19 protein-coding genes and 2 pseudogenes are annotated in these 19,146 nt (G+C 71.7%); 3 read left to right on the forward strand and 18 right to left on the reverse strand.

What is annotated here, in order from left to right:
* Positions 1 to 38: 38 nt before the first annotated feature.
* The gene (locus ABT288_RS22270) at positions 39 to 1,262 is read right to left on the reverse strand and encodes a saccharopine dehydrogenase family protein (RefSeq protein ID WP_351610424.1); all 1,224 of its coding nucleotides are present in this window, start codon (positions 1,260 to 1,262) and stop codon (positions 39 to 41) included.
* A gap of 137 nt (positions 1,263 to 1,399) precedes the next feature.
* On the opposite strand from ABT288_RS22270, the pseudogene ABT288_RS22275 reads away from it, so the two are divergent.
* A pseudogene (locus ABT288_RS22275) lies at positions 1,400 to 2,107 on the forward strand (TetR/AcrR family transcriptional regulator).
* Positions 2,108 to 2,540: 433 nt separating this feature from the next.
* On the opposite strand, the gene ABT288_RS22280 reads toward ABT288_RS22275, so the two are convergent.
* The 7 genes from ABT288_RS22280 to ABT288_RS22310 form a co-directional block, all read right to left on the reverse strand.
* A complete protein-coding gene (locus ABT288_RS22280) occupies positions 2,541 to 2,681 on the reverse strand; it encodes a hypothetical protein (protein ID WP_351610427.1) in 141 nt (46 codons plus the stop codon).
* A 121-nt stretch (positions 2,682 to 2,802) separates the two neighbouring features.
* Positions 2,803 to 3,153: an ArsR/SmtB family transcription factor gene (locus tag ABT288_RS22285; protein ID WP_351610429.1), complete on the reverse strand. Its 351-nt coding sequence runs from the start codon at positions 3,151 to 3,153 to the stop codon at positions 2,803 to 2,805.
* A gap of 159 nt (positions 3,154 to 3,312) precedes the next feature.
* Positions 3,313 to 3,738: an ATP-binding protein gene (locus ABT288_RS22290; protein WP_351610431.1), complete on the reverse strand. Its 426-nt coding sequence runs from the start codon at positions 3,736 to 3,738 to the stop codon at positions 3,313 to 3,315.
* The gene (locus ABT288_RS22295; protein WP_351610434.1) at positions 3,738 to 4,145 is read right to left on the reverse strand and encodes a pyridoxamine 5'-phosphate oxidase family protein; all 408 of its coding nucleotides are present in this window, start codon (positions 4,143 to 4,145) and stop codon (positions 3,738 to 3,740) included. The genes ABT288_RS22290 and ABT288_RS22295 overlap by 1 nt, the downstream gene beginning before the upstream one ends.
* Positions 4,142 to 5,866 (reverse strand): SulP family inorganic anion transporter, encoded by a 1,725-nt coding sequence (locus ABT288_RS22300; protein WP_351610437.1) that lies wholly within the window; start codon positions 5,864 to 5,866, stop codon positions 4,142 to 4,144. The genes ABT288_RS22295 and ABT288_RS22300 overlap by 4 nt, the downstream gene beginning before the upstream one ends.
* The gene (locus ABT288_RS22305; protein WP_351610439.1) at positions 5,863 to 6,204 is read right to left on the reverse strand and encodes an ArsR/SmtB family transcription factor; all 342 of its coding nucleotides are present in this window, start codon (positions 6,202 to 6,204) and stop codon (positions 5,863 to 5,865) included. The genes ABT288_RS22300 and ABT288_RS22305 overlap by 4 nt, the downstream gene beginning before the upstream one ends.
* A 164-nt stretch (positions 6,205 to 6,368) precedes the next feature.
* Complete coding sequence (locus tag ABT288_RS22310; protein ID WP_351610441.1) at positions 6,369 to 6,722, reverse strand: zinc ribbon domain-containing protein YjdM; 354 nt, start codon at positions 6,720 to 6,722, stop codon at positions 6,369 to 6,371.
* Between the two features lie 174 nt (positions 6,723 to 6,896).
* Here ABT288_RS22310 and ABT288_RS22315 point away from each other — a divergent pair, with 174 nt between their 5' ends.
* A complete protein-coding gene (locus ABT288_RS22315; protein ID WP_351610444.1) occupies positions 6,897 to 7,238 on the forward strand; it encodes a hypothetical protein in 342 nt (113 codons plus the stop codon).
* Positions 7,239 to 7,278: 40 nt separating this feature from the next.
* On the opposite strand, the gene ABT288_RS22320 is transcribed toward ABT288_RS22315, so the two are convergent.
* Entirely contained in the window at positions 7,279 to 7,986 is a 708-nt protein-coding gene (locus ABT288_RS22320) for a B3/B4 domain-containing protein (protein WP_351610447.1), read from the reverse strand.
* 559 nt (positions 7,987 to 8,545) lie between these two features.
* Positions 8,546 to 9,382, reverse strand: a complete 837-nt coding sequence (locus ABT288_RS22325) for an EamA family transporter (RefSeq protein WP_351610448.1) — start codon at positions 9,380 to 9,382, stop codon at positions 8,546 to 8,548.
* A 120-nt stretch (positions 9,383 to 9,502) separates the two neighbouring features.
* Between ABT288_RS22325 and ABT288_RS22330 the strand changes: the two genes are divergently transcribed.
* A complete protein-coding gene (locus ABT288_RS22330; RefSeq protein WP_351610450.1) occupies positions 9,503 to 10,087 on the forward strand; it encodes a helix-turn-helix domain-containing protein in 585 nt (194 codons plus the stop codon).
* 90 nt (positions 10,088 to 10,177) lie between these two features.
* Here the strand turns inward: ABT288_RS22330 and ABT288_RS22335 are convergent, their stop codons facing one another.
* From ABT288_RS22335 to ABT288_RS22370, 8 genes and pseudogenes are all read right to left on the reverse strand, one after another.
* Entirely contained in the window at positions 10,178 to 11,092 is a 915-nt protein-coding gene (locus ABT288_RS22335; RefSeq protein ID WP_351610451.1) for an RICIN domain-containing protein, read from the reverse strand.
* Between the two features lie 252 nt (positions 11,093 to 11,344).
* On the reverse strand, positions 11,345 to 12,580 hold the full coding sequence (locus ABT288_RS22340) for an RNA polymerase sigma factor (RefSeq protein ID WP_351610452.1): 1,236 nt from the start codon (positions 12,578 to 12,580) through the stop codon (positions 11,345 to 11,347).
* Positions 12,567 to 12,908: a YciI family protein gene (locus ABT288_RS22345; protein ID WP_351610453.1), complete on the reverse strand. Its 342-nt coding sequence runs from the start codon at positions 12,906 to 12,908 to the stop codon at positions 12,567 to 12,569. Before ABT288_RS22345 ends, ABT288_RS22340 begins: the two co-directional genes overlap by 14 nt.
* A 97-nt stretch (positions 12,909 to 13,005) precedes the next feature.
* Positions 13,006 to 14,301, reverse strand: a complete 1,296-nt coding sequence (locus ABT288_RS22350) for an FAD-dependent oxidoreductase (protein WP_351610456.1) — start codon at positions 14,299 to 14,301, stop codon at positions 13,006 to 13,008.
* A 117-nt stretch (positions 14,302 to 14,418) separates the two neighbouring features.
* The gene (locus ABT288_RS22355) at positions 14,419 to 15,435 is read right to left on the reverse strand and encodes a cytochrome c oxidase assembly protein (RefSeq protein ID WP_351610459.1); all 1,017 of its coding nucleotides are present in this window, start codon (positions 15,433 to 15,435) and stop codon (positions 14,419 to 14,421) included.
* 215 nt (positions 15,436 to 15,650) lie between these two features.
* Positions 15,651 to 16,358, reverse strand: a pseudogene (locus tag ABT288_RS22360) (flavodoxin domain-containing protein); the annotation flags it as partial.
* 230 nt (positions 16,359 to 16,588) lie between these two features.
* Positions 16,589 to 17,245, reverse strand: a complete 657-nt coding sequence (locus ABT288_RS22365) for a lamin tail domain-containing protein (RefSeq protein ID WP_351610462.1) — start codon at positions 17,243 to 17,245, stop codon at positions 16,589 to 16,591.
* 327 nt (positions 17,246 to 17,572) lie between these two features.
* Positions 17,573 to 19,146 (reverse strand): alkaline phosphatase family protein (locus ABT288_RS22370; protein ID WP_351610465.1); only part of this gene is annotated, 1,574 nt, incomplete at its 5' end.

The raw sequence follows: 19,146 nt of genomic DNA on the forward strand, positions 1-19,146 counted from the left end.
GGACGCGGAAGCAGACGAAGACGTGGAGGACAGCGGGATCAGCTGTCGTCGCGCAGGCCCCACGGAGAGCCGTACTCGGTGAGCAGGTCCAGGAAGGGGCGCGGGGGCAGGGCTTCCGGACCGAGAACGCCCTTGCCTGACCAGGCGCCGGTGGACAGCAGTTCCAGGGCGACGACCGGGTTGAGCGCCGTCTGCCAGACCACGGCCTGCGAGCCGTACTCGCGCATCGACCACTGGTTGTCGACCACGTGGTACAGGTACACCTCCCGAGGCGCCCCGTCCTTGCTGCCCTTGACCCACGTGCCGGCGCAGGTCTTGCCCGTCATCCGCTCCCCCAGGCCGGCCGGGTCGGGCAGGCACGCGGCGACCACGTCGCGCGGCGAGACGTGTACGGGTCCCTCATTTCCGGGCACGCCCACCGGGGCCGTCGAGTCCAGGCCCAGTTCGTGGAGGGTCTTCAGCTTGGCGATGAAGTCGTCGCCCAGCCCGTACTTGAACGTGACACGACGCGCGTCCACCCAGCGCGGTATCAGCAGCACCTCTTCGTGCTCGACGTTGACACACTCCACCGGGCCGATGCCCTCGGGGAAGTCGAAGACCTCGGGCTCGCTGAACGGCGGAGTGGTGAACCAGCCGCGGCCCTTTTCGTACACCACCGGCGGGTTGAGGCACTCCTCGATGGTCGTCCAGATACTGAAGGACGGCGCGAAGTCGTGGCCTTCGACCGTCAGGTTGGCGCCGTCCCGGACGCCGATCTCCTCGATGTCGTCGAAGAGTTCGTCGGCGGCGTACCGGGCGAAGACGTCGGACAGGCCCGGCTCCACGCCCATGCCGACCAGCGCCAGCCGCCCGGCCTCCTCCCAGCGCCGGGCCAGTGCGAACTGTTCGTCCCCGAGCTTGACACCGCACTCCTGATAAGGGCGCGAGCCGTGCGGCGCGGACAGCGACATCGCCATGTCCAGGTAGTGCGCGCCGGCCTCCAGGGCGGCCTGGAACAGCGGCATCACGAACCGGGGGTCGGTGGCGTTGAGCAGCACGTCGCACCGCTCCTCGACGAGCATCCGGCGGACCTCCCCCTGGTCCGAGGCGTCCAGCCGCCGCGCGCTGAACCGGGCGCCCCGCTCCCCGAGGGCCGCGACCGCGGCCTCGGCGCGGACGAGGTCGTAGTCGGCGACGACCATGTGGGCGAGGAACTCGCGACGAGCGGCGATCCGGGTGACGGCCGTCCCCACGCCACCCGCGCCGACCAGAAGTACGCGCATGTCACACACCTTTCTCCCGGGAGGCGAGCGCCTCCGGACGGGCTCGATGCAACGCGACGCCGGGATATAAGGTCAACCCTGTTGGCATAAGGGAGGGCACGCACGCGGCACGCGGCCGGCACGGAGGGACGAGTGACATGGCGAAGCAAGTGGTGCCGGAGGCGGCACGTCAGCGGCGGCGGCCCACGCGCGGCGGCACCGTGCTGTCGGAGGAGATCATCGTGCAGGCCGCCCTGCGTGTCCTGCGGGAGCACGGCAGCACCGGGCTGACGGCACGCCGTCTCGGCACGGCGCTGGGCGCCGATCCGAGCACCCTCTACCGCTACTTCGCCGGGATGGACGACCTGGCGCGGGCCATCGGGGACGAGCTGATGGGCAGGGCTCTCGACGGCTGGACGGCCACCGGGGACTGGCGCACGGACCTGCGCGCGCTGGGCCGGGCCATCCATGCCTCCTATCTCGCGCACCCGCAGGCAGCCGTTCTCACCGCCAGCCGGGTCACCGGGAGGCCTCGCGAGATCGCCGTGGACGAGACCATCCTCGGCATCCTGCGCGGCGCCGGGCTGCCCGACCCCGTGGCGGTGCGCGTGTACCACGCGTTCATCGACCAGAGTCTCGCCTTCGCCGCGCTCGACGCCGGAGCCCTCGCGCTGGCGGACGAGGCCCGGGCGGGCGACGAGGAGATGTGACACTCCACCTATGCCCGGCTGCCCGCCGAGTCCCATCCGAACATCGCGGCCACGGCACATCTGCTCGCCAGGTACATGCCGCACAGCGCCTATCCGGTCGCCCTGGAGATACTGCTGGAACACACCGCCGCGCAACTGTCACGATCGGGGGCGTGAGGCGTGCGGCTCCGGTCTGGGTCTCCTGCGTCAGGATCCGGACCCGGCCGCCGGACAGGTCCTCGACCAGCCAGGCGTGCGGCACGTCGAGCTGCTCCTCGGGCGTGCCGTCCCGCCCGGCGGTCCAGGACAGCCGGCCCGGCACACCGGCGGCCGGGGCCTGGGCCGGGACTCCACGACCACACACGTCGTTGCAGAACATCCCGAGGTCGGCGACGTGGTTGTGGATCCGTTCCAGTTCCAGATCGCCCCGGGCTCCGGCGGGCACCCCGGCACGGTCAGGTCCACCGGTACGACGTCGAAGGCGGCGCCCTCGACGCCGTGCCCGCCGGCGAAGTCCCTGCAGTCGGCCCCGCAGTCCCGGCCGCGATCACCAGGCGCGGCTCGCTCATCGCGGTCACGGTGCGGTGCAGTGGCTGGGCCATGTTCCGGGTCACCGAGCCGGTCTCCAGTGCCACGTCGGCGTGCCGGGGGCCGAGACCACCAGGCGTGCCCCGTACCGCTCGGCGTCGTACACCGGGCCGAAGGCGGCGGCGATCTCGATCTCGCAGCCGTTGCAGGAGCCCGCGTCCACGCAGCGAACCTGCGCCGAACCGCCCAACTGCCGTGCCTTCGGGGGCGCTTCGCCCCCCTTTCTCAGGCATTGCCGGCGTTCGCGAAATATTGCCGCAGGTGCAGGCGCCCGACGGCCGTCGCTACGACGGCGGCTCCCCCTGCGACTGGGCCGCCTTCAGGTCGGCGAGCAGTTCGGCCTGACCGGCCAGCACACCGGAGAGGATGGTGCGGGCGACCCGGAGCAGCTCGGCGACGTGGGGGCTGGTCAGGGAGTAGTACACGTTCGAGCCCTCCTTTCGCGTCCTGACCAGGTTCGCGCGCCGCAGCACGGCCAACTGCTGGGACAGGTGCGCGGGCTCGATGCCCACCTCGGGCAGCATCTCGGCGACCGCGTGCTCGCGCTCGCTCAGCAACTCCAGGACACGGATGCGCGCCGGGTGGCCGAGGGTCTTGAAGAACTCGGCCTTCAGCTGGTACAGCGGCGTACTCATCGAGCCGTCTCCTTCTCGGCACGACAGATCGGCCCCGCCGGCCGGGCCCCGGCGCATCGCATCCATCCACTCGTCAAGAACATGCGGCCATCCTCGCCTGCGGAAGCGGCCGGGCCCAACCCGCATCGAGGAGCCGGGCCGGCCGGGCGCTCGTGGGCGTCAGAGAGGCAGGGTGATCCATATGCTCTTGCCTCCGCCGTCGGCGTCCGTGCGGACGACGGCCGTGCCGCTCAGGCCGAGGACGAGCTCCATGACGGTGCCGAGACCGCCCGTGCCGCCGCTGGTCGCCGATCCGTACAGCAGCGGCTGGTAGGGGTGGCGGTCGTGGACGGCGAAGGCCAGACAGTCCCGGCCGGCCGCGTAGATCACCGTGAGCTGCGGGGAGAGGGCGGCCGCGTGCCGGACGCTGTTGGTGACGAGCTCGCTCAGGATCAGCAGGGCCGGGTTCACGGTGGGGTGTCGCAGTCCGATCCCCCACTCCACCAGCACCAGCTCCGCGGTCTCACGGGCCAGCCGGACGGCGGACGGTTCGCTGGGCAGCGTGAGCACATGCCGCTGCGGCAGGACTTCCAGCTGCGTCGACATCACGCCTCCGCGCGGGTCAGGCGAAACCCGGTGACCGTCTTGGGGTGGATCCGCAGGACCGTGTCGTGCGGACCGTGGGACCAGCCGGACAGCGTGCGCCGGTAGTGGGCGATCTCGTCGCGATCCGTGATCGCCTCGGCGGGGCCGGTCACGGTCACGGCCCAGCCCGTCCCGGTCGCTTCCTGGATCTCGTCCACCTGGTACGTCGCGGTGTCGGGCACCGCCGTGGCCGGCGCAGGGGTGCGCACGACCAGCCGACCGTACTGGAAGACGTGCCGGGCCGGGCGGATGACGGCCTGCTCCCGCAGCACGTACACCAGGCGGCCCAAACTGCCGCCCTCCAGCAGCCACAACGTCTCGGCGCCGGACAGCTCGAGCATGCGCACAGGGGTGGGGGACGCTCTCATACGACGGCTTCCTCGGGCGTGGGGCCGGTCTTGGGGGCGGGGACGGCCGGCAGGACCCCGGCGTTCTCCAGGTGGTCGCGGGCCGCACTGATCGCCTCGGGTGTGGTGGCGTACTCCGCACCCTCCTGGCACAGCACCTCCAGTGCGCCGACGGAGTCGAGGACCTGACGCTGGCCGGCGCGGATGCCGGAGGCGAGGACGAGAATGCCGCGCCGGTTCAGCTTCTCGACGGCGTCCTTGAGGACCAGGGCTCCGGTCGCGTCCATGGTCGACACGCGGGACATGCGCAGGATCACCACCCGGACGTCCGCCACTTCGGTCAGCTCCAGCAGGAAGCGGTGGGCGGCGGCGAAGAACAGGGGCCCGTCGATGCGGAAGGCGACGATGTGCTCGGCGAGCAGAGCGTGTTCCTCGGCGCTGTGGTTGCCCTGGTCGAGCGGCACCTGGTCGAGACGGGCCTGTCGGGCCACCGCACGCAGGGCGAGCGCGCCCGCGACGACCAGGCCTGTGATCACGGCGTAGACGAGGTCCAGGGCGAGTGTCGCGACAGCGGTCAGTACGAGTATCACCGCGTCCGAGCGGGTCGCCCTCGCCATCGCCCGCAGCGAACCGACCTCCACCATGCGGATCGCCGTGGCCAGCAGCACACCGGCGAGCGCGGCGAGGGGGATCTTCGAGACGAGGGGCGCGGCGGCGAAGACGATCACCGCGAGGACGGCGGCATGCGTGAGCGCGGCGAGCCTGGAGCTCGCCCCGGTGCGGACGTTGACGGCGGTGCGGGCGATCGCGCCGGTCGCCGGGACGCCGCCGAACAGCGGGGCGGCGATGTTGGCCAGGCCCTGGCCGAACAGCTCTCGGTCCGGGTCGTGCTTCTGGCCGACGGTCATGCCGTCGGCGACCGATGCCGACAGCAGCGACTCCAGTGCGGCCAGGGCCGCGACCGCGACGGCCGGGGCCAGCAGGGTGCCGAGGGATCCCGGGTCGAGGAAGGACAGCGAGGGCACGGGCAGCCCCGCAGGCAGGGCCCCGATCGGCCGCGCCGCTCCCGGCCCGGCCACCTGGGCCACGATCGTCGCGGCGATCACCGCGACGATGGAGAAGGGGATCGTCGGCCGCCACCGGACGCCGGCCAGCATGACCGCGGCGACGCCGACCGCGAAGGCGAGTGCGGTCCAGTTCGGGGCCTTCACGAACTCCTCGACCGCCCGCCAGGTGACGACCAGGACGCGGTCGCCCTCGGGCTTGGGTACTCCCAGGGCGTTCGGGACCTGCTGGAGTCCGATCACGCAGGCGATGCCGAGCGTGAAGCCCTCGACGACGGGCGCGGGCACGTACTGCATGTACTTCCCGGCGCGCAGCGCGGCGAGCGCGACGAGCATCAGGCCGGCCATCAGACCGACCGTGAGGACACCGCTCGGGCCGTACTTGCCGACGATCGGCACGAGTACGACGGTCATCGCGCCGGTCGGCCCCGACACCTGCAGGTTCGAACCACCGAAGACGGCGGCGAGCGCACCGGCGACGACCGCGGTCGCCAGGCCCGCCTGCGCGCCCAGCCCGGAGGAGACACCGAAACCGAGGGCGAGCGGCAGCGCCACGATCGCGACGGTCAGCCCGGCCAGCAGATCCCGGCGTGGGTCGCGCCGCATCCGGTCGAGGTCGGCGCCGGAGGGCAGCAGCGAGACGACCCGGGCCCCGGCCCGGTTGATCCCCGACGTCATCGCGCGGCGACCTCGGCGTCCCGCAGCTCGGCCAACAGCTCGGTCCGCCCGGCCAGCATCTCGGTCAGGATCCGGCGCGCGGCCTTCAGCAGGTCCGCTACATCGCCGCCGGCCAGCTCGTAGACGACCGTGGAGCCGTCCCGGGTCGAGGTGACGATCCCGGAGCGGCGCAGTACCGCCAGCTGCTGCGACAGGCTGGACGGTTCCACCTCGATCTCGGCGAGCAGGTCCCGCACCGGCTTCGGCCCGTCCTGCAGGAGCTCCAGCACCCGTATGCGCACGGGATGACCGAGCATCCGGAAGAACTCGGCCTTGGCCTGGTACAGCGGAACGGACACGGCCCCTCGGCTTCCCTTGTGGACCCCCACCCGGGGGGACGCAGACGGCTGTGCCCGCGGCTACCTGCAGGCACCAGCCAACACAGCATCTAACCAATTGCGAAATTTTGCAATTCCGCATCAGTCTGCACCCAGCGCCCCCGCAGGCGGGGGCGATCAGGCCTTCAGGCCTTCTTCACCACGCTGGACTTGAGCTGCATCGCTCCGAAGCCCTCGATCTTGCAGTCGATGTCATGGCCGTCGACCCCGTCGACCAGCCGGATGTTGCGCACCTTCGTGCCGGCCTTGATCCCCGAGGGGCTGCCCTTCACCTTCAGCGCCTTCACCACGACCACGGAGTCGCCGTCCTGCAGCACATTGCCGACGGAGTCCCTGACGACCCGCTCCCCCACGGCGTCCGTGCCCCCGTTCTCGGCGGGAACCCATTCGTGTCCGCACTCCGGGCACACGACAAGGGAGTTCATCTCGTAGGTGTACTCGCAGGAGCACTTCGGACAGGGAGGAAGATTTTCGATCATCCGACCAGGGTATCCGGCCTCGGCGTCCGCCCGAGTCGGCGCCGAGCTCGTTGCCGAGCGTCCCGGCCCCTGGGCCCTCACGGTGCACCCTCAGAGGTCTCAGGTTCACGCCCGGGCACCGGTGCTCTTCACTGATCACAGGAAGAAGAGCAACTCGGCCTCACGGGGGTACACATGCACAGCAGGAAGCGCATCTTTGCGGCCGGCCTGGCCACCGCGGTCTCCGCCGTGGCTCTCTCCGTCGCCGGCGTGGCGGTTCCGGCGCAGGCCGTCGCCGCCGAGGGGACCGTCGACTGCGACGGCTGGGTGCACAACAACGATCCGGACGTCGGCATCGCGGGCTGTCAGAACAACACCGACCACACCGTCACGTTCCGCGCCGAGATCGTCTGCGGCTGGGCCCCGGACGTCTCCGGCAACTGGGTGACACTGAACCCGGGTCAGTACGGTGAGTCCACCGGCTCCTGCGCCTTCTACAGCTCGGGGGTCGGCAGCGTCGGCTGGACCATCCAGTGACACATGGGTGGTCCAGGCGCCGCCGGTCGACACCACACTCTCAGACCGTGGCCTGGGGTTGGGTCGGGCTCAGATAGTGCACGGACGTCCGGTCGGCGTGTGGGGCGAGCAGGCCCTGCAGTTCGTCCGCCGCGAGCTTGAGGAGGTCGCCGTCCCGGTCCGCGCGGAGGGTTTCGAGGACGAAGGCGATGTGTGCGGAGCCCTCGGTCACGCGGGTGCGGTGGGCGTCGCGGTGGTTCCAGTGGCGGGTGAGGACGCCGGTGGTGTCCGCGTAGACGACCTCGCCCGGCTTGGGATTCTCGCCGATGTCGGGTTCGCCGAGCGGTGTGAAGGACTCGGTGCCGTCCGCGTACCGGATGTCCACGTCGCCGGTGACGTGATCCAGGTCGAAGGCGCCGGCGGGCAGACCGTGCCGTACGGAGACGGAGTTGTAGGAGTCCACGGCCGGGTTGATGCGCGGCAGGGTCCCCTTCTTGGCAAGGCGGCGGCCGAGTGCGTCGACGCTGGGGCGGATGCGGCGGGGGTTGGTCCCGAAGGAGCGGTAGGCGGAGTGCCAGGCCTCGATGCGGGGGTCGGTCTCGTCGGCGGGGTGCCAGGTTCCTTCGGCGAGCCGCTGCTCCAGTTCCTCCAGGGCGGCGGCGGTGTGGGGCCAGGGCTCGTGGCCGCGCACGCCGGTGGCCGTGACCAGGGCGATGAGGGCGCAGGGGAAGGCTTCTGCGACGGCGGGGGCGAGACGGAAGTCGGTCATCGGCGGGTTGTCCGTTTCCTGGGGCGAGCGTGCGTGTGTGCGGGGAGGGGGCGGGTGCGTGGGTCCCCGGGTCAGGGCTTCCGGGGGCCCACACGGTCCAGGCGGCGCAGCTGCCGGCGCGCGGTGGGCACGTCCCGCACATTGGTGACTTCCAGGCGCAGGCCGCGGATGCCGGGCAGCATCCGGCCGTACGGCGGCTGGTCCCCGGCGACGGCGGCGTGGTCGCCGTCGGGCTGGAGGTGGGGCGCGCCAGGGGCCCGGGTTGAAGGTGTAGTCGCCGTTGACGGTGAAGGTGACGTTCGGGTCGTGTTCGATCGTCCGCCAGACGGGTTCGGCCGGGCGAGGTGGATCAGCAGGTCTGAGCCGTCGCTGGTGAAGTGAGTGGGGACGACGACGGGCGGGTGGCCGGGGAGGCCGCCGGCGCTCAGCCGGCCGAAGTCGTGGCCTTCGGCGAGCCACGACTGCCATTCGGCTGCGTCGAGGCCGGCGTCCCAGAGGGTGGACGAACATCCGTCTCTCCTTGCGCGGCCGCGAGTGCGGCGGGGTGTCACGCCGCGGCTCAGGTCAGGGCCAGGAGGCTGACGGCCAGGGCGGCGGTGCCCAGGCCGACGAGCTGGCCGCGGTGGATGCGTTCGGCGAGCACACCGCGGGCGAGCAGGACCGTGCCGGCCGGGTAGAGGGCGGTGATCACGGCGACGACGGTGAGGTCCCCGCTGCGGGCGGCGAGCAGGAACAGCAGGTTCGCCACCGAGTCCAGCACTCCCGCGGCCGCCGACATGCCGTACGCCGGCCGCTCGGAGCCCAGCCTGCGGCGCAGCAGCCCCGCTGCGGCCAGCGTGACCGCCGAGGACACGGCCCGGCCGGTGATCAGCGGGGCCACGCCGCTGTCGTGCGGCGCCTGGTGCAGGAAGATGAGCTGGAGGGCGATGGCGGCGCCCGCGCCGACGGCCAGCATCAGCGCCGTACGGGAGGGGCGGGCCGAGCCCGCGGCGTGTCCGGCGCTGACCAGCACCACCGCGAGCAGTGCGAGTGGCAGCCCCACCAGCCCGGCGATGGTCAGTTGCTCGCCCTGCAGCAGGCCGACGGCCACGGGCAGCGCGGCGGAGACCAGCGCGGTCACCGGCGACAGGACGTTCATCGGGCCGATCGCCAGGGTGCGGTAGAGCAGGGCGAACGCGGCGGCCGAGGCGACCCCGGACGCGGCGCCCCAGGCGAGGGCGCCGGCACTGAACGAGGCGCCGAGCACCGGCCACAGCAGCAGCTCGACCGCGAGACTGGCCGGGGCCGCGACCATCACGGTCCGCAGCACATGGGCCTTGCGGGCGCCGAGGCCGCCGAGGAAGTCGGCGCATCCGTACGCGAGAGAGCTGCCCAGGGCCAGCAGCAGAGCGATCACAGCACATCCCTTGAGTCAGTGAAACGACCACACAGTACAACGGACCGACCAGGACGTGTCAATCAAACGACCGTGCAGTACATTCCAGTACTCAAAGGCAGAGGTGAGGACGGTGATCAGGTGGCCGAGACAGCCGCCGCCCTGCGGTCGGTCGCGCACAACGTCCGGGCGGCCCGCATCCGCGCCGGGCTGTCGCTGGACGAGCTCGGCCGGCGCGCCCAGGTCAGCAAGGGTGCCCTGGTGGGACTGGAGAAGGCCCAGGGCAACCCCAACCTGGCCACCCTGGTCCGGCTGGCCGACACCCTCGGCATCTCGGTGTCCGCGCTGATGCAGGGGCCGCCCGAAGGCCGCGTCCGCGTCGTGTCCGGTGACGCCGTCGCCCCCTTGTGGACCGGAGAACGCGGCAGCGAGGCCCGCCTCATGCTGACCACCTCCGGTCCCGCCCCGGTCGAGGTCTGGCGCTGGCGGCTGGAACCGGGCGAGGAATATCCCAGCCACCCCCACCAGGCGGGGGTCGTGGAGACCGTCAGCGTCACCTCGGGCCGCATGACCCTGATCGTCGACGGCGCGGAACACACCGTCGCGGCGGGCCAGACCGCCACGTTCGACGGCGACACCCCGCACACCTACCGCGGCGCGGGCACCGAGACCTGCCACCTGATCATGACGGTCCACCTGCCGCCCGGTCCCGCCACCCCCAAGTGAAGTACGCCGCTCCCAGGTGAGGCACGCCGCGCCAGGCCAAGTACGCCCCCGGCCGACATCCGGGGGGCGTACTCGTCTCTGGGTCCGGCCTCAGCGCGAGGTCAGCTTCCACAGGGGGTCGGCGGTGCCGTTGTCGCCCCACTGGAGGACCTGGGCGCCGGGGGACGTGCTCATCTTGTCGACACCGAGCAGCAGCCCGCTGTTGTAGTCGGCGATCTTGTAGTAGCCGTCACCGGACGGGACGAGCTGCCATAGGTGGTCGGCGGTTCCGTTGTCGCCCCAGACCAGGGCCGTGCCGCCGTCGGCCGTGCTCATGTTCTGGATGCCGAGCAACAGGCCGGTTTCCTGGTTCACGATCTTGTAGAGGCCCGAACCCGCCGCCACCAGGGTCCAGTTCTGGTCGGTGCCGCCGGCCGAGGCCGCCTGGACGACGGGCGCGCCCTGCGCGGTGCCCGCGTTCTGGGTGTCCAGGGCCAGACCGCTGTTCTTGTTGGTGATCTGGTAGCGCCCTGCCAGCGAGGTGGATGTGCCGCTGGCCGTCGTACGGCCCTTGGACGGGATGTACTCCAGCTTCACGTGCACCGTGTTGCCGCGGAAGGCCGACAGAGCGTTGAGGCCGTTGACGGTGACCGCGCAGGAGCCGGTGCAGCCGCCCGCTATCACGCTGATCCGGTCGGCGGAGCTGTTGCGGGAGGCGATGCCGTCGATGCCCGTCCGGGCCGGGGGCGTGGTCACGAGCATGTCGCCGGACATGTCGCCGTACCACTTGTACAGCCAGTACGCACCGTTCGGTGCGCCGCCGGTGTCGGTGAGGGTGTCGCCGAGGGTGCCGTAGTGGTTCCAGAATGCCAGTTCGGCGTCGTGGACGCCCGCGCGCTCGAACTTGGCCATGTAGCCGACGAGCGGTCCGGGCACGCCGACCTCGCTGGTGGTGCCGTACTCCTCGATGGCGATCGGGCGGGGGCTGATGCCGAGGCTCGACTCCAGCGAACGGTACGCGGCCACGTGCGTGGCGATGTCGGCGCTGCCCTGCAGTTCGTGCCAGCAGATGATGTCGGGGACGGTCCCGTGCGAGGAGCAGCGCGGTGCTGCCGGTGATCATCACCGTGGCCGGGGTGTACCGGTCGGCGAGCCGTCCGGTGAGCGGAGTGCGCGGAAGCCCAGCAGTCCGGCCGGACAGCACGACATCGGTCGTCTGCCGCGCCTCCAGCAGGTTCCCGTCTGGGCGCCGACGCCCGCCGGACGACCGTCCTGCGTCTACGGCGCCAGACGGGCCGTGAGCAGCGAGCGTTCGGCCGGGTTGGTGGTGAGGCCAAGGGCCTGTCGGTCGGCCTCGGCGGCTTCCTGGTCGCGGCCGAGGTCGCGCAGGAGTGCGGCCCGGGTGGCGTGGAACAGGTGGTAGCGGCCCAACTGGTCGGCGAGTGCTTCGACTTGGGCCAGTGCGGCGGCCGGCCCGTCGGTGTGGCTGATCACGACGGCACGGTTCAGGCGTACCACCGGCGAGGGATCGACGGCCAGCAACATGTCGTACAGGCGCAGGAGTTGGGGCCAGTCGGTGGCTTTCCAGTCGGGTGCCTCGCAGTGTACGGCGGCGATGGCGGCCTCGATCTGGTACGGGCCCGGCCTGCCGAGCGCGGCGGCCCGCTCGAGGAGGGCGGTGGCGCTGCGGATGCGCCGCCTGTCCCATCGGGTGCGGTCCTGGTCGGGGAGCGGAATCAGCCGTCCCGCGGTGTCCAGGCGGGCGGACCAGCGGGCCGCGTGCAGGCGGATGAGGGCGAGCAGGGCCAGGGGTTCCGGTTCGCGGGGCAGTGAGCCGGCGAGGAGGGCGGCGAGCCATTCGGCGTCGTCGACCAGTTCGCGCCGGACGCCCAGGTCCCCTCCGGTGGTGAAGCAGCCCTCGTTGAGGACGAGGTAGACCACGCGCATGACCTGGGGCAGCCGTGCGGCGCGCTCCTCGGGCTCGGGCGCGCGGTAGGGGATGCCGGCGGTGGCGATCTTCTGCTTGGCCCGGGTGATCCGCTTGGCGAGGGTGGCTTCGGGCACCATGAACGCCCGCGCGATCTCGGCGGTCGTCAAGCCCACGACGGCGCGCAGGGTCAGCGCGACCTGGGCGTCCGGGTCCAGGGCCGGATGGCAGCAGGTGAAGATGAGCCGGAGGCGGTCGTCGGGCTCGCGCTCGGCCGTCTCGGGCAGGGCCTCGATGCGGGCGGCCAGCTGTGGCAGCCGGTCCTGGAAGCGGGCCTCGCGGCGGATACGGTCCAGGGCCCTGTTGCGTGCGCAGGTCAGGAGCCAGGCTCCGGGCCGGCTGGGCGGGCCGGAACTCGGCCAGCGCCGCAGCGCCTCGACGACGGCTTCGCTGACCATCTCCTCGGCCAGGTCGAAGTCGCCCAGGAGGCGGACCAGGCTGGCGGTCAGCCGGCCCGCCTCCTCGCGGAAGACCCGCTCGATCAGCGACCGGGTGTCCCGGGCGCCCGCCGGGTCAGCGCTCGACAATCGGTCGCACCTCCACCTTGCCGTCGGGCACCGGGAAGCTCGCCGCCAGTTCCAGGGCGGCGTCCAGGTCGGGCACCTCGACGACCGCGTACCCGCCGATCGCCTCCTTGGCCTCCAGCAGCGGGCGGTCGATCATGGTGGAGCGGCCCTGCTCGACCACGACCGTCGTCGCGGTGTCGGGCTCGCGGAGTTGCTGGGCGTCGACGATCGTCCCGTCGGCGCGGTGCTTGGCGAACCATTCCACGAGCCGGCCGTAGACCTCGCCGCGCTCCTGGTCGGAGCCCTCTTCCTGCCAGGCGCCACGGGTCAGCAGCAGTACGTACTTCATGGTGTCCTCCTTGGTCGTCCTTGCCTGTCTACTGTCACGACGAACAAGCAGGCGCCGACAGGACAGGGACGTCCCGGCAATGTCGGTCGCGGCCATTTCAAGGGGACACCCCGGCGGCGGTGCCCGTCTCGCCGGGCGGTGCTGCGACGCCCGGCCGTGCCCGGCGGACGGCCGAGCCGGGTGGCCGTTCCTTGAGCGCGCCGTAGCCGATGAAGTACGCGGGCAGCCGGCGCAGCCACCGTGACTCGGCGAGCAGGCGTGCCGTGCGCCGGGCCCTCTTGTCACGTCCGAGGGGTGGCCGGCCCTGCAGGACGGGCGCGATGACGCGGGCGTGGGCCACCCGCTGGAGGGTCTGTGTGGCGACCGTGGTGGGACGGCGGCGGCGCTGCAGGCGGCGTACGTCCCGTGGGCGTACCGTCCCGCGGCGCAGGGGTTCGGTGAGGTAGCGGGCGGCGGCCACGGCGTCCTGGACGGCGAGGTTGATGCCGATGCCGAAGACCGGGGACATCGCGTGCGCGGCGTCACCGATGCACAGCAGGCCGGGGCGGTGCCAGCGACGCAGGCGGTCCAGGCGTACGTCGAGGAGCTTGACCTCGTCCCACGAGCGCAGGGCGTGCACGCGGTCGGCGATCCAGGGGACGGCCGCCGTGAAGTCGGCCAGGAAGCGGTCGAGGCCGGCGGCGCGGCGCCGGCTGTCGGTGCCCTTGGGAATGAGTCCGGCGCACTGCCAGTAGTCGCCGCGGTCGATCATCGCGGTGAGGAAGCGGTCACCGGCGCTGCCGTAGAGCCCTTGCGGGTCGCTGTCCCGGCGCGGCAGCCGGAACCACCAGGCGTCCATCGGGCAGGGGAAGCGGCGCAGGCCCAGTTCCGGGCGGGAACGGGCCAGTGATCCGCGGCCGTCGCAGGCGACGGTGAGCAGGGCGCGCAACTCGCCCGTGCGGCCGTCGGTGGTGCGGTACCGCACTCCGTTCACCCGTCCGGACTCGATCAGGAAGCCGGTCGCTTCCGTGTTCATCCGCAGCTCGAAGGACGGCTCACGCCGGGCCTCGTCCGCGAGCAGGTCCAGCAGGTCCCACTGGGGCACCATCGCCACGTAGTTGTACGGACCGGGCAGGACCGAGAGGTCCCCGACCGTGACCGCCGAGCCGTCGGTTCCGATCGGCAACTGGACGGTGCGGACCCGGCGTTGCGGCAGCTCGGCGAAGCGCTCGGCCAGACCGAGGTCGTCCAGCAGCGCCAGGGTGGAGGGGTGGACGGTGTCGCCCCGGAAGTCCCGGAGGAAGTCGCCGTGCTTCTCCAGCACCGTCACCGGAACACCGGAGCGGGCCAGCAGCAGAGCGAGCACCATGCCGGCGGGGCCGCCTCCCACTACGCAGCACGTGGTCTGTTCCATGGCGGTTCTGCCCTTCACGAGGCCATTAATTCACCATGCGATGAATATTCTACTCCTTCTGCAGACTTCCGGCCCATGACAGAACACTTGAACCATGCACACGTGATCACGCCCGGCTCAGTCCTCCCGGTGCTGGCTCCGGATCCTCGCGGCCACCTCGTTCTGTTCGGTCTCCCACCAGGGGCGTACCCGTTCGGGAGCGGCTTCCTGCCCCTGCACGGGGGCAGGTGCCGTGACGGGAGCGAGTTCCGCGTCCAGGCGGCGGTCGAGGGCGGCGGTCTGGACCCGCTCCGCTCGTGCCCACTGGAACAGGAGCGCCAGCAGGAAGGGCAAGGCGACCAGCTCGGCGATGCTGAGCATCGCGCCGCCGCCGATCTGCTGGTCGCGCTGGACGTCCGGAGACCAGGTCGGTGCGTGGTGCAGGTACCAGGCGCCGGCGATCAGCGTGCTGTGCGTCATCACCACGATCCCCGGGACCGCGTCGACGATCCCGTCCAGGAACACCAGCGCAGCTCGCACCGGGTGGGTGCACCAGGCGGGCAGCGCCTCTTCGTGGGTCAGCACCGGCACGACGAACAGGCTGCCGGCCGCGAGCAGGTGCAGATACATCAGCTCGTGCAGCCAGCCCACGCGCAGGGCGGTCTCGAAGTACGGCGTGAAGTACACCGTCAGCTCGGTGCCGAGCACCAGAGCCGTGCTGACCAGCGGGAACGTCAGCACGCGCACCAGGCGGCCGGTCATGGCCCGGCGCACTCGTCCGGCGGCGCCCTCCGGCAGCGCCTCGACGGCGAGCCGCAGCGGATCGCCGAGGGCCAGGCCCAGGGGGGCGACGAGGTCGAGGAGGATGTTCTGCACGGCGGCGGGCCAGAACAGCACATGGTCGTAGACGGCGAGGGCGGACATCGTGGCCACCACCAGCGCGCCCAGCCCGAGCAGCGCGAACGCGACGACCCGGGCGGGCGGCCAGGGCGCACCGCGCCTGCGCAGCCGCGCGACGCCCCAGCCGTACAGCGCGCCCAGGGCGATGACCACCAACAGCGCGGGAACGTCCAGCTGCCATGTGGACAGCAGACGTCCCGTGGTCAGCTCGGGAAGCTGGCCCGCCGACAGTTCGGTCATCGCGTGACCATCCATGCAGATCGTCCTCCTTCGGCTCGACACGGAAGAACCGGCTCGGATCCGTGACGGGAAGACGCTAGTCCCCCGCGGCTCCGAGGCGGGCATCGGGGTGCTGCACCCGCGGGTGAAATCCGGGGATCGAGCGGGACCGGCGCTCATACGGGCCGGGCTCTCCTCGCACGGGCTGGGTCCGTCCCGTACGGGCCGGGTCAGTACGCGTGCGGGCCGGGTCAGTACACGTCCCGCACGTACCGCTTCTCGGCTCCGAGCTGTTTGACGTACGCCGCCGCCTCCGCCTCGTCCAGGCCGCCGTGGACGGTGGCGATCTCGCGGAGGGCCCGGTCGACGTCCTTGGCCATGCGGGAGGCGTCGTCGCAGACGTAGAAGTGGGCGCCGTCGCGGAGCCAGGCCCACAGCAGGGGCCCGTTCTCGCGCATCCGGTCCTGTACGTAGGCCTTGGTGCGCTGGTCGCGGGAGAAGGCGGTGTCCAGGCGGGCGAGCGTGCCCTCGGCCAGGAACGCGCTCAGCTCCTCCTCGTAGTAGAAGTCCGTCGCGCGGTGCTGTTCGCCGAAGAACAGCCAGTTCGGGGCGCGGTGGCCGCGGGCCCGGCGTTCCTCCAGGAAGCCGATGAACGGCGCGATGCCCGTGCCGGGGCCCACCATCACCGCCGGTGTGGCGGGGTCGGCGGGCGGACGGAAGTGCGGTGCCCGCTGGACCCGGACCGGCACCGGGGCGCCGGGCTCGGCGTCGGCGAGAAAGGGCGAGCAGACGCCCTGGCGTGGCCGGCCGGCCAGGTTCTCGTAGCGGACGACGGAGACGGTCAGCGACACCAGGTGGGGGTCCGTGAGGGGGCTGGAGGATATGGAGTACATGCGGGATTGCAGGCGCCCCAGCAGGTCGGCCCACCCCTGTGCCCCGGCCCGGATCCCGAACTCGGCGCAGTACCTGGCGAACAAGCTGGCGAAACGCTGATTACGGAGGTGTCTCCGCACCTGATCAGCGGGAGTTACACCCGCCGCGCAGGGAGCGGGAGGAGGGTGTGAGCACGATGCCGCCGGTGGCTGGCAGGGGTCCGGCCCCGGTCGGCGAGGAGGCCGCCCGGGGCTGGACCCGCGTAGGTGTGCCGGGAGTGGTGGTGCGCCGGAGGTGCGAGCCGCGGGCCGGCGGGTCAGCGGCGGTGGCTGTCCGCGTGGTCGCCGTGGTGGTGGTCGGCGACGTTGTGGAGGTAGTGGACGCCGCCGTGGAGGTAGTGGTCGACGTCGTGACGGCGGGGACCGGCGCCGTGGTGGCGGAGGCCGGTGTGGTGCCATCCGGCCCCGTCGTGGCGGCCCATGTCCGCGGCGCGGCGGTTCACGTCCTCGGCGCGGCGGTCCATGTCCCCGGCGCGGTGGCTGCGGCCCCAGGAGAAGGCGTCGACGAGGCGGCCGCGGGCGTCGCGCAGGGTCGCGGTGTCGGCGTTGACGTCCCACACGCGCGTACGGCGGTCCTGGTACAGGTCGGTCCTGCTGTCCCGGCCGACCCCGGTGTGGACACGGACGGTGGCACGGCCCGCGAGCCACACGTGATGGAAGGTGTAGGTGCGGCCGTCCCGGTCGGCCAGGGCCCAGCTGTCCAGGTTCATCGCCCGGCGGGAGTCGTTCGTGATGTCCACCCACTGCTTGTTCAGCGAGCGGTTGGCACGGTCCTCCCGGCCCTGCCAGGCGTGCTGTACGCCGCTGATGTGCACCACCGCCCGGTGCATACGGCCCGGTTGGTGACCGGCGGCCGCGGCCGGGAGCGCCATGGCGCCGACCATGGCGGCGGCCACGGCCGCGGCTGCGGTCATACAGCGGACGGAAGAAGAAGCGGACACAGTGTCCCCCTTCGCGAGAATGCGCGGGTAGGCGGCCGGTCGGCCGCACGGCCACACCCTGCAACCCTCGCCCGGCTTCGCGCCGCTCACACACATGGCATTACGGATCCAGCAACAATCCATGACTTTCTCGTGCAATGCCCGTTTACATCCCGAATGACAGATTTTGCCGATGTATCAGCCTTGTGTCTCCTGCCGGGCGAGCCCGGAGCCGGCCCGCCGCTCATGCGGCCACCCGAAAGTGAGTGACGAACGCTGCGCCGACCGGAGCAGCCGCATGAGTGACGTGGGATGCGAAGGTCAACGCACGGGCAGGGCCCGGGTGTGTTCGATGCGGACGGCGTCCAGGTCCCGCGGGTCGAAGCCCAGCAGCCGCAGGATCGTCGGCGCGATCTGGGTGGTGTGCACGGGTCCGGCGACGCGCACGCCGTGCGGGGTGTCGGCGCCCGAGACGACGAGCGGGACATCGAGGTCGTCGGCGTGGGCACCCCCGTGCTCGGCGATCTTGCCCTTGCCGCCGGTGTAGACGACGCCGTACTGGGTGACGCCGACCAGGTCGGGCACGCGGGAGTCGCCCGGCCGGGCGTGGAAGTACCGGGCGGCGTCCGCACCCGCGTACAGGGTCTGCAGACCGCTCGCGGTGAACGGGCGGGCCTTGCCGTCGATGTCGTTGCCCGTGCCGGACTGGGCGAGCAGGTAGGCCTTGGCGAAGTCGGCGGCGGCCTGCGAGCGGTCGGTGAGCCAGATCAGCATGGCGTCGTCGTCCACCGCGTGGGCCACGAGGTCGCCGGAGCCCGGATGGGCGGCCTTCCAGGCCGAGTTGAGGCCGTCGAGCAACGGGCCGTCGTCGATGCGGGTCAGCGCCTTGGGGTCGGTCGGCGACTGTCCGTGCTTGGCGGACAGGATGACGGTGGTGCTGTCGGCGAGGTGCCGGTTGCGGAGTTCGGTGAGGAAGGCGCCGACCTGCCGGTCCACGAAGTCGAGGTTCTTCACCACCAGGGGTCCGGGCACGCCCTTCTGCTGGTAACCGCCCGTCAGACCGTCGGAGGTGGGCAGCTTCTGGGCGGTCGAGACGGACTGGAAGTTCATGCCGAAGACCGCCGGGGTGCCGACCTTGTGGGTACGGCTGTGGTCGTAGCCGTCGATCTCGTTGAGCACGGCCTGTGCCTTGTACCCGTCGTACTGCTCGGTCGCGGCGTTGTCCTTCGTCCAGTCGCCCGCCGCGTAGCCGATGGCCTTGCTGTTGATCTCGGGCGTGAACAGGTCCTGGATGCCCTTGCCGGAGGGGCCGTTGAGGATGTCGTAGGCGGCGTGCTTGTCGGACCACGCGGTGCGCAGGCCGGCCGTGCGGACCACGTCGAAGACGGTGTTCACCCGCAGGTAGGAGTGGGGGTACAGCGGTGTGCAGGTCTTCGGGTCGACCGGAAGCTTCGACGGGTCGATGAGGCGGGCGGGGTCGCCGGTCATCTGCAGGATGCTGCCGGGCAGACCGCTCAGGCCCTGGCCGGCGTCGAGGGAGTCCTGGTTCTTGTCGAGATCCTCGGTCAGGTCGACCTCGGTGCCGGGCTTGGCGCCGGTGCACCGGGTCGTACCGGCCGGCAGGAGGGCGGAGCTGTAGGTGTCGTCGTAGTAGACGCCCGTGGTGCCCGGGTTGCCGCCCGTGAGCTGGCCGACCATGCCGGGGAAGGAGTCGGACGGGTTGGTGGTCGCCGCGTGGGTGTACTGCACGCCGCCGGCGGCGAGCCGGGCGAGCGCCGACTGGGGGTGACGGGCGATGTACCAGGCCAGGTCGGACTGGTGCAGACCGTCGACGGACAGCAGCAGGACATGCCGGGCGGCCGGACGCGGGTGTGCGGAGGCGTGCGCCGGGCCGG

It is taken from the genome of Streptomyces sp. NPDC001093 (genome assembly GCF_040298985.1).
Lineage (GTDB): Bacteria > Actinomycetota > Actinomycetes > Streptomycetales > Streptomycetaceae > Streptomyces.

Coding starts and splice junctions, on each gene's coding strand:
- ABT288_RS22270 (WP_351610424.1), bottom strand. CDS start 1,262: ATGCGCGTACTTCTGGTCGGCGCGGGTGGCGTGGGGACGGCCGTCACC.
- ABT288_RS22285 (WP_351610429.1), bottom strand. CDS start 3,153: ATGAGTACGCCGCTGTACCAGCTGAAGGCCGAGTTCTTCAAGACCCTC.
- ABT288_RS22290 (WP_351610431.1), bottom strand. CDS start 3,738: ATGTCGACGCAGCTGGAAGTCCTGCCGCAGCGGCATGTGCTCACGCTG.
- ABT288_RS22295 (WP_351610434.1), bottom strand. CDS start 4,145: ATGAGAGCGTCCCCCACCCCTGTGCGCATGCTCGAGCTGTCCGGCGCC.
- ABT288_RS22300 (WP_351610437.1), bottom strand. CDS start 5,866: ATGACGTCGGGGATCAACCGGGCCGGGGCCCGGGTCGTCTCGCTGCTG.
- ABT288_RS22310 (WP_351610441.1), bottom strand. CDS start 6,722: ATGATCGAAAATCTTCCTCCCTGTCCGAAGTGCTCCTGCGAGTACACC.
- ABT288_RS22315 (WP_351610444.1), top strand. CDS start 6,897: ATGCACAGCAGGAAGCGCATCTTTGCGGCCGGCCTGGCCACCGCGGTC.
- ABT288_RS22320 (WP_351610447.1), bottom strand. CDS start 7,986: ATGACCGACTTCCGTCTCGCCCCCGCCGTCGCAGAAGCCTTCCCCTGC.
- ABT288_RS22345 (WP_351610453.1), bottom strand. CDS start 12,908: ATGAAGTACGTACTGCTGCTGACCCGTGGCGCCTGGCAGGAAGAGGGC.
- ABT288_RS22350 (WP_351610456.1), bottom strand. CDS start 14,301: ATGGAACAGACCACGTGCTGCGTAGTGGGAGGCGGCCCCGCCGGCATG.
- ABT288_RS22355 (WP_351610459.1), bottom strand. CDS start 15,435: ATGGATGGTCACGCGATGACCGAACTGTCGGCGGGCCAGCTTCCCGAG.
- ABT288_RS22365 (WP_351610462.1), bottom strand. CDS start 17,245: ATGACCGCAGCCGCGGCCGTGGCCGCCGCCATGGTCGGCGCCATGGCG.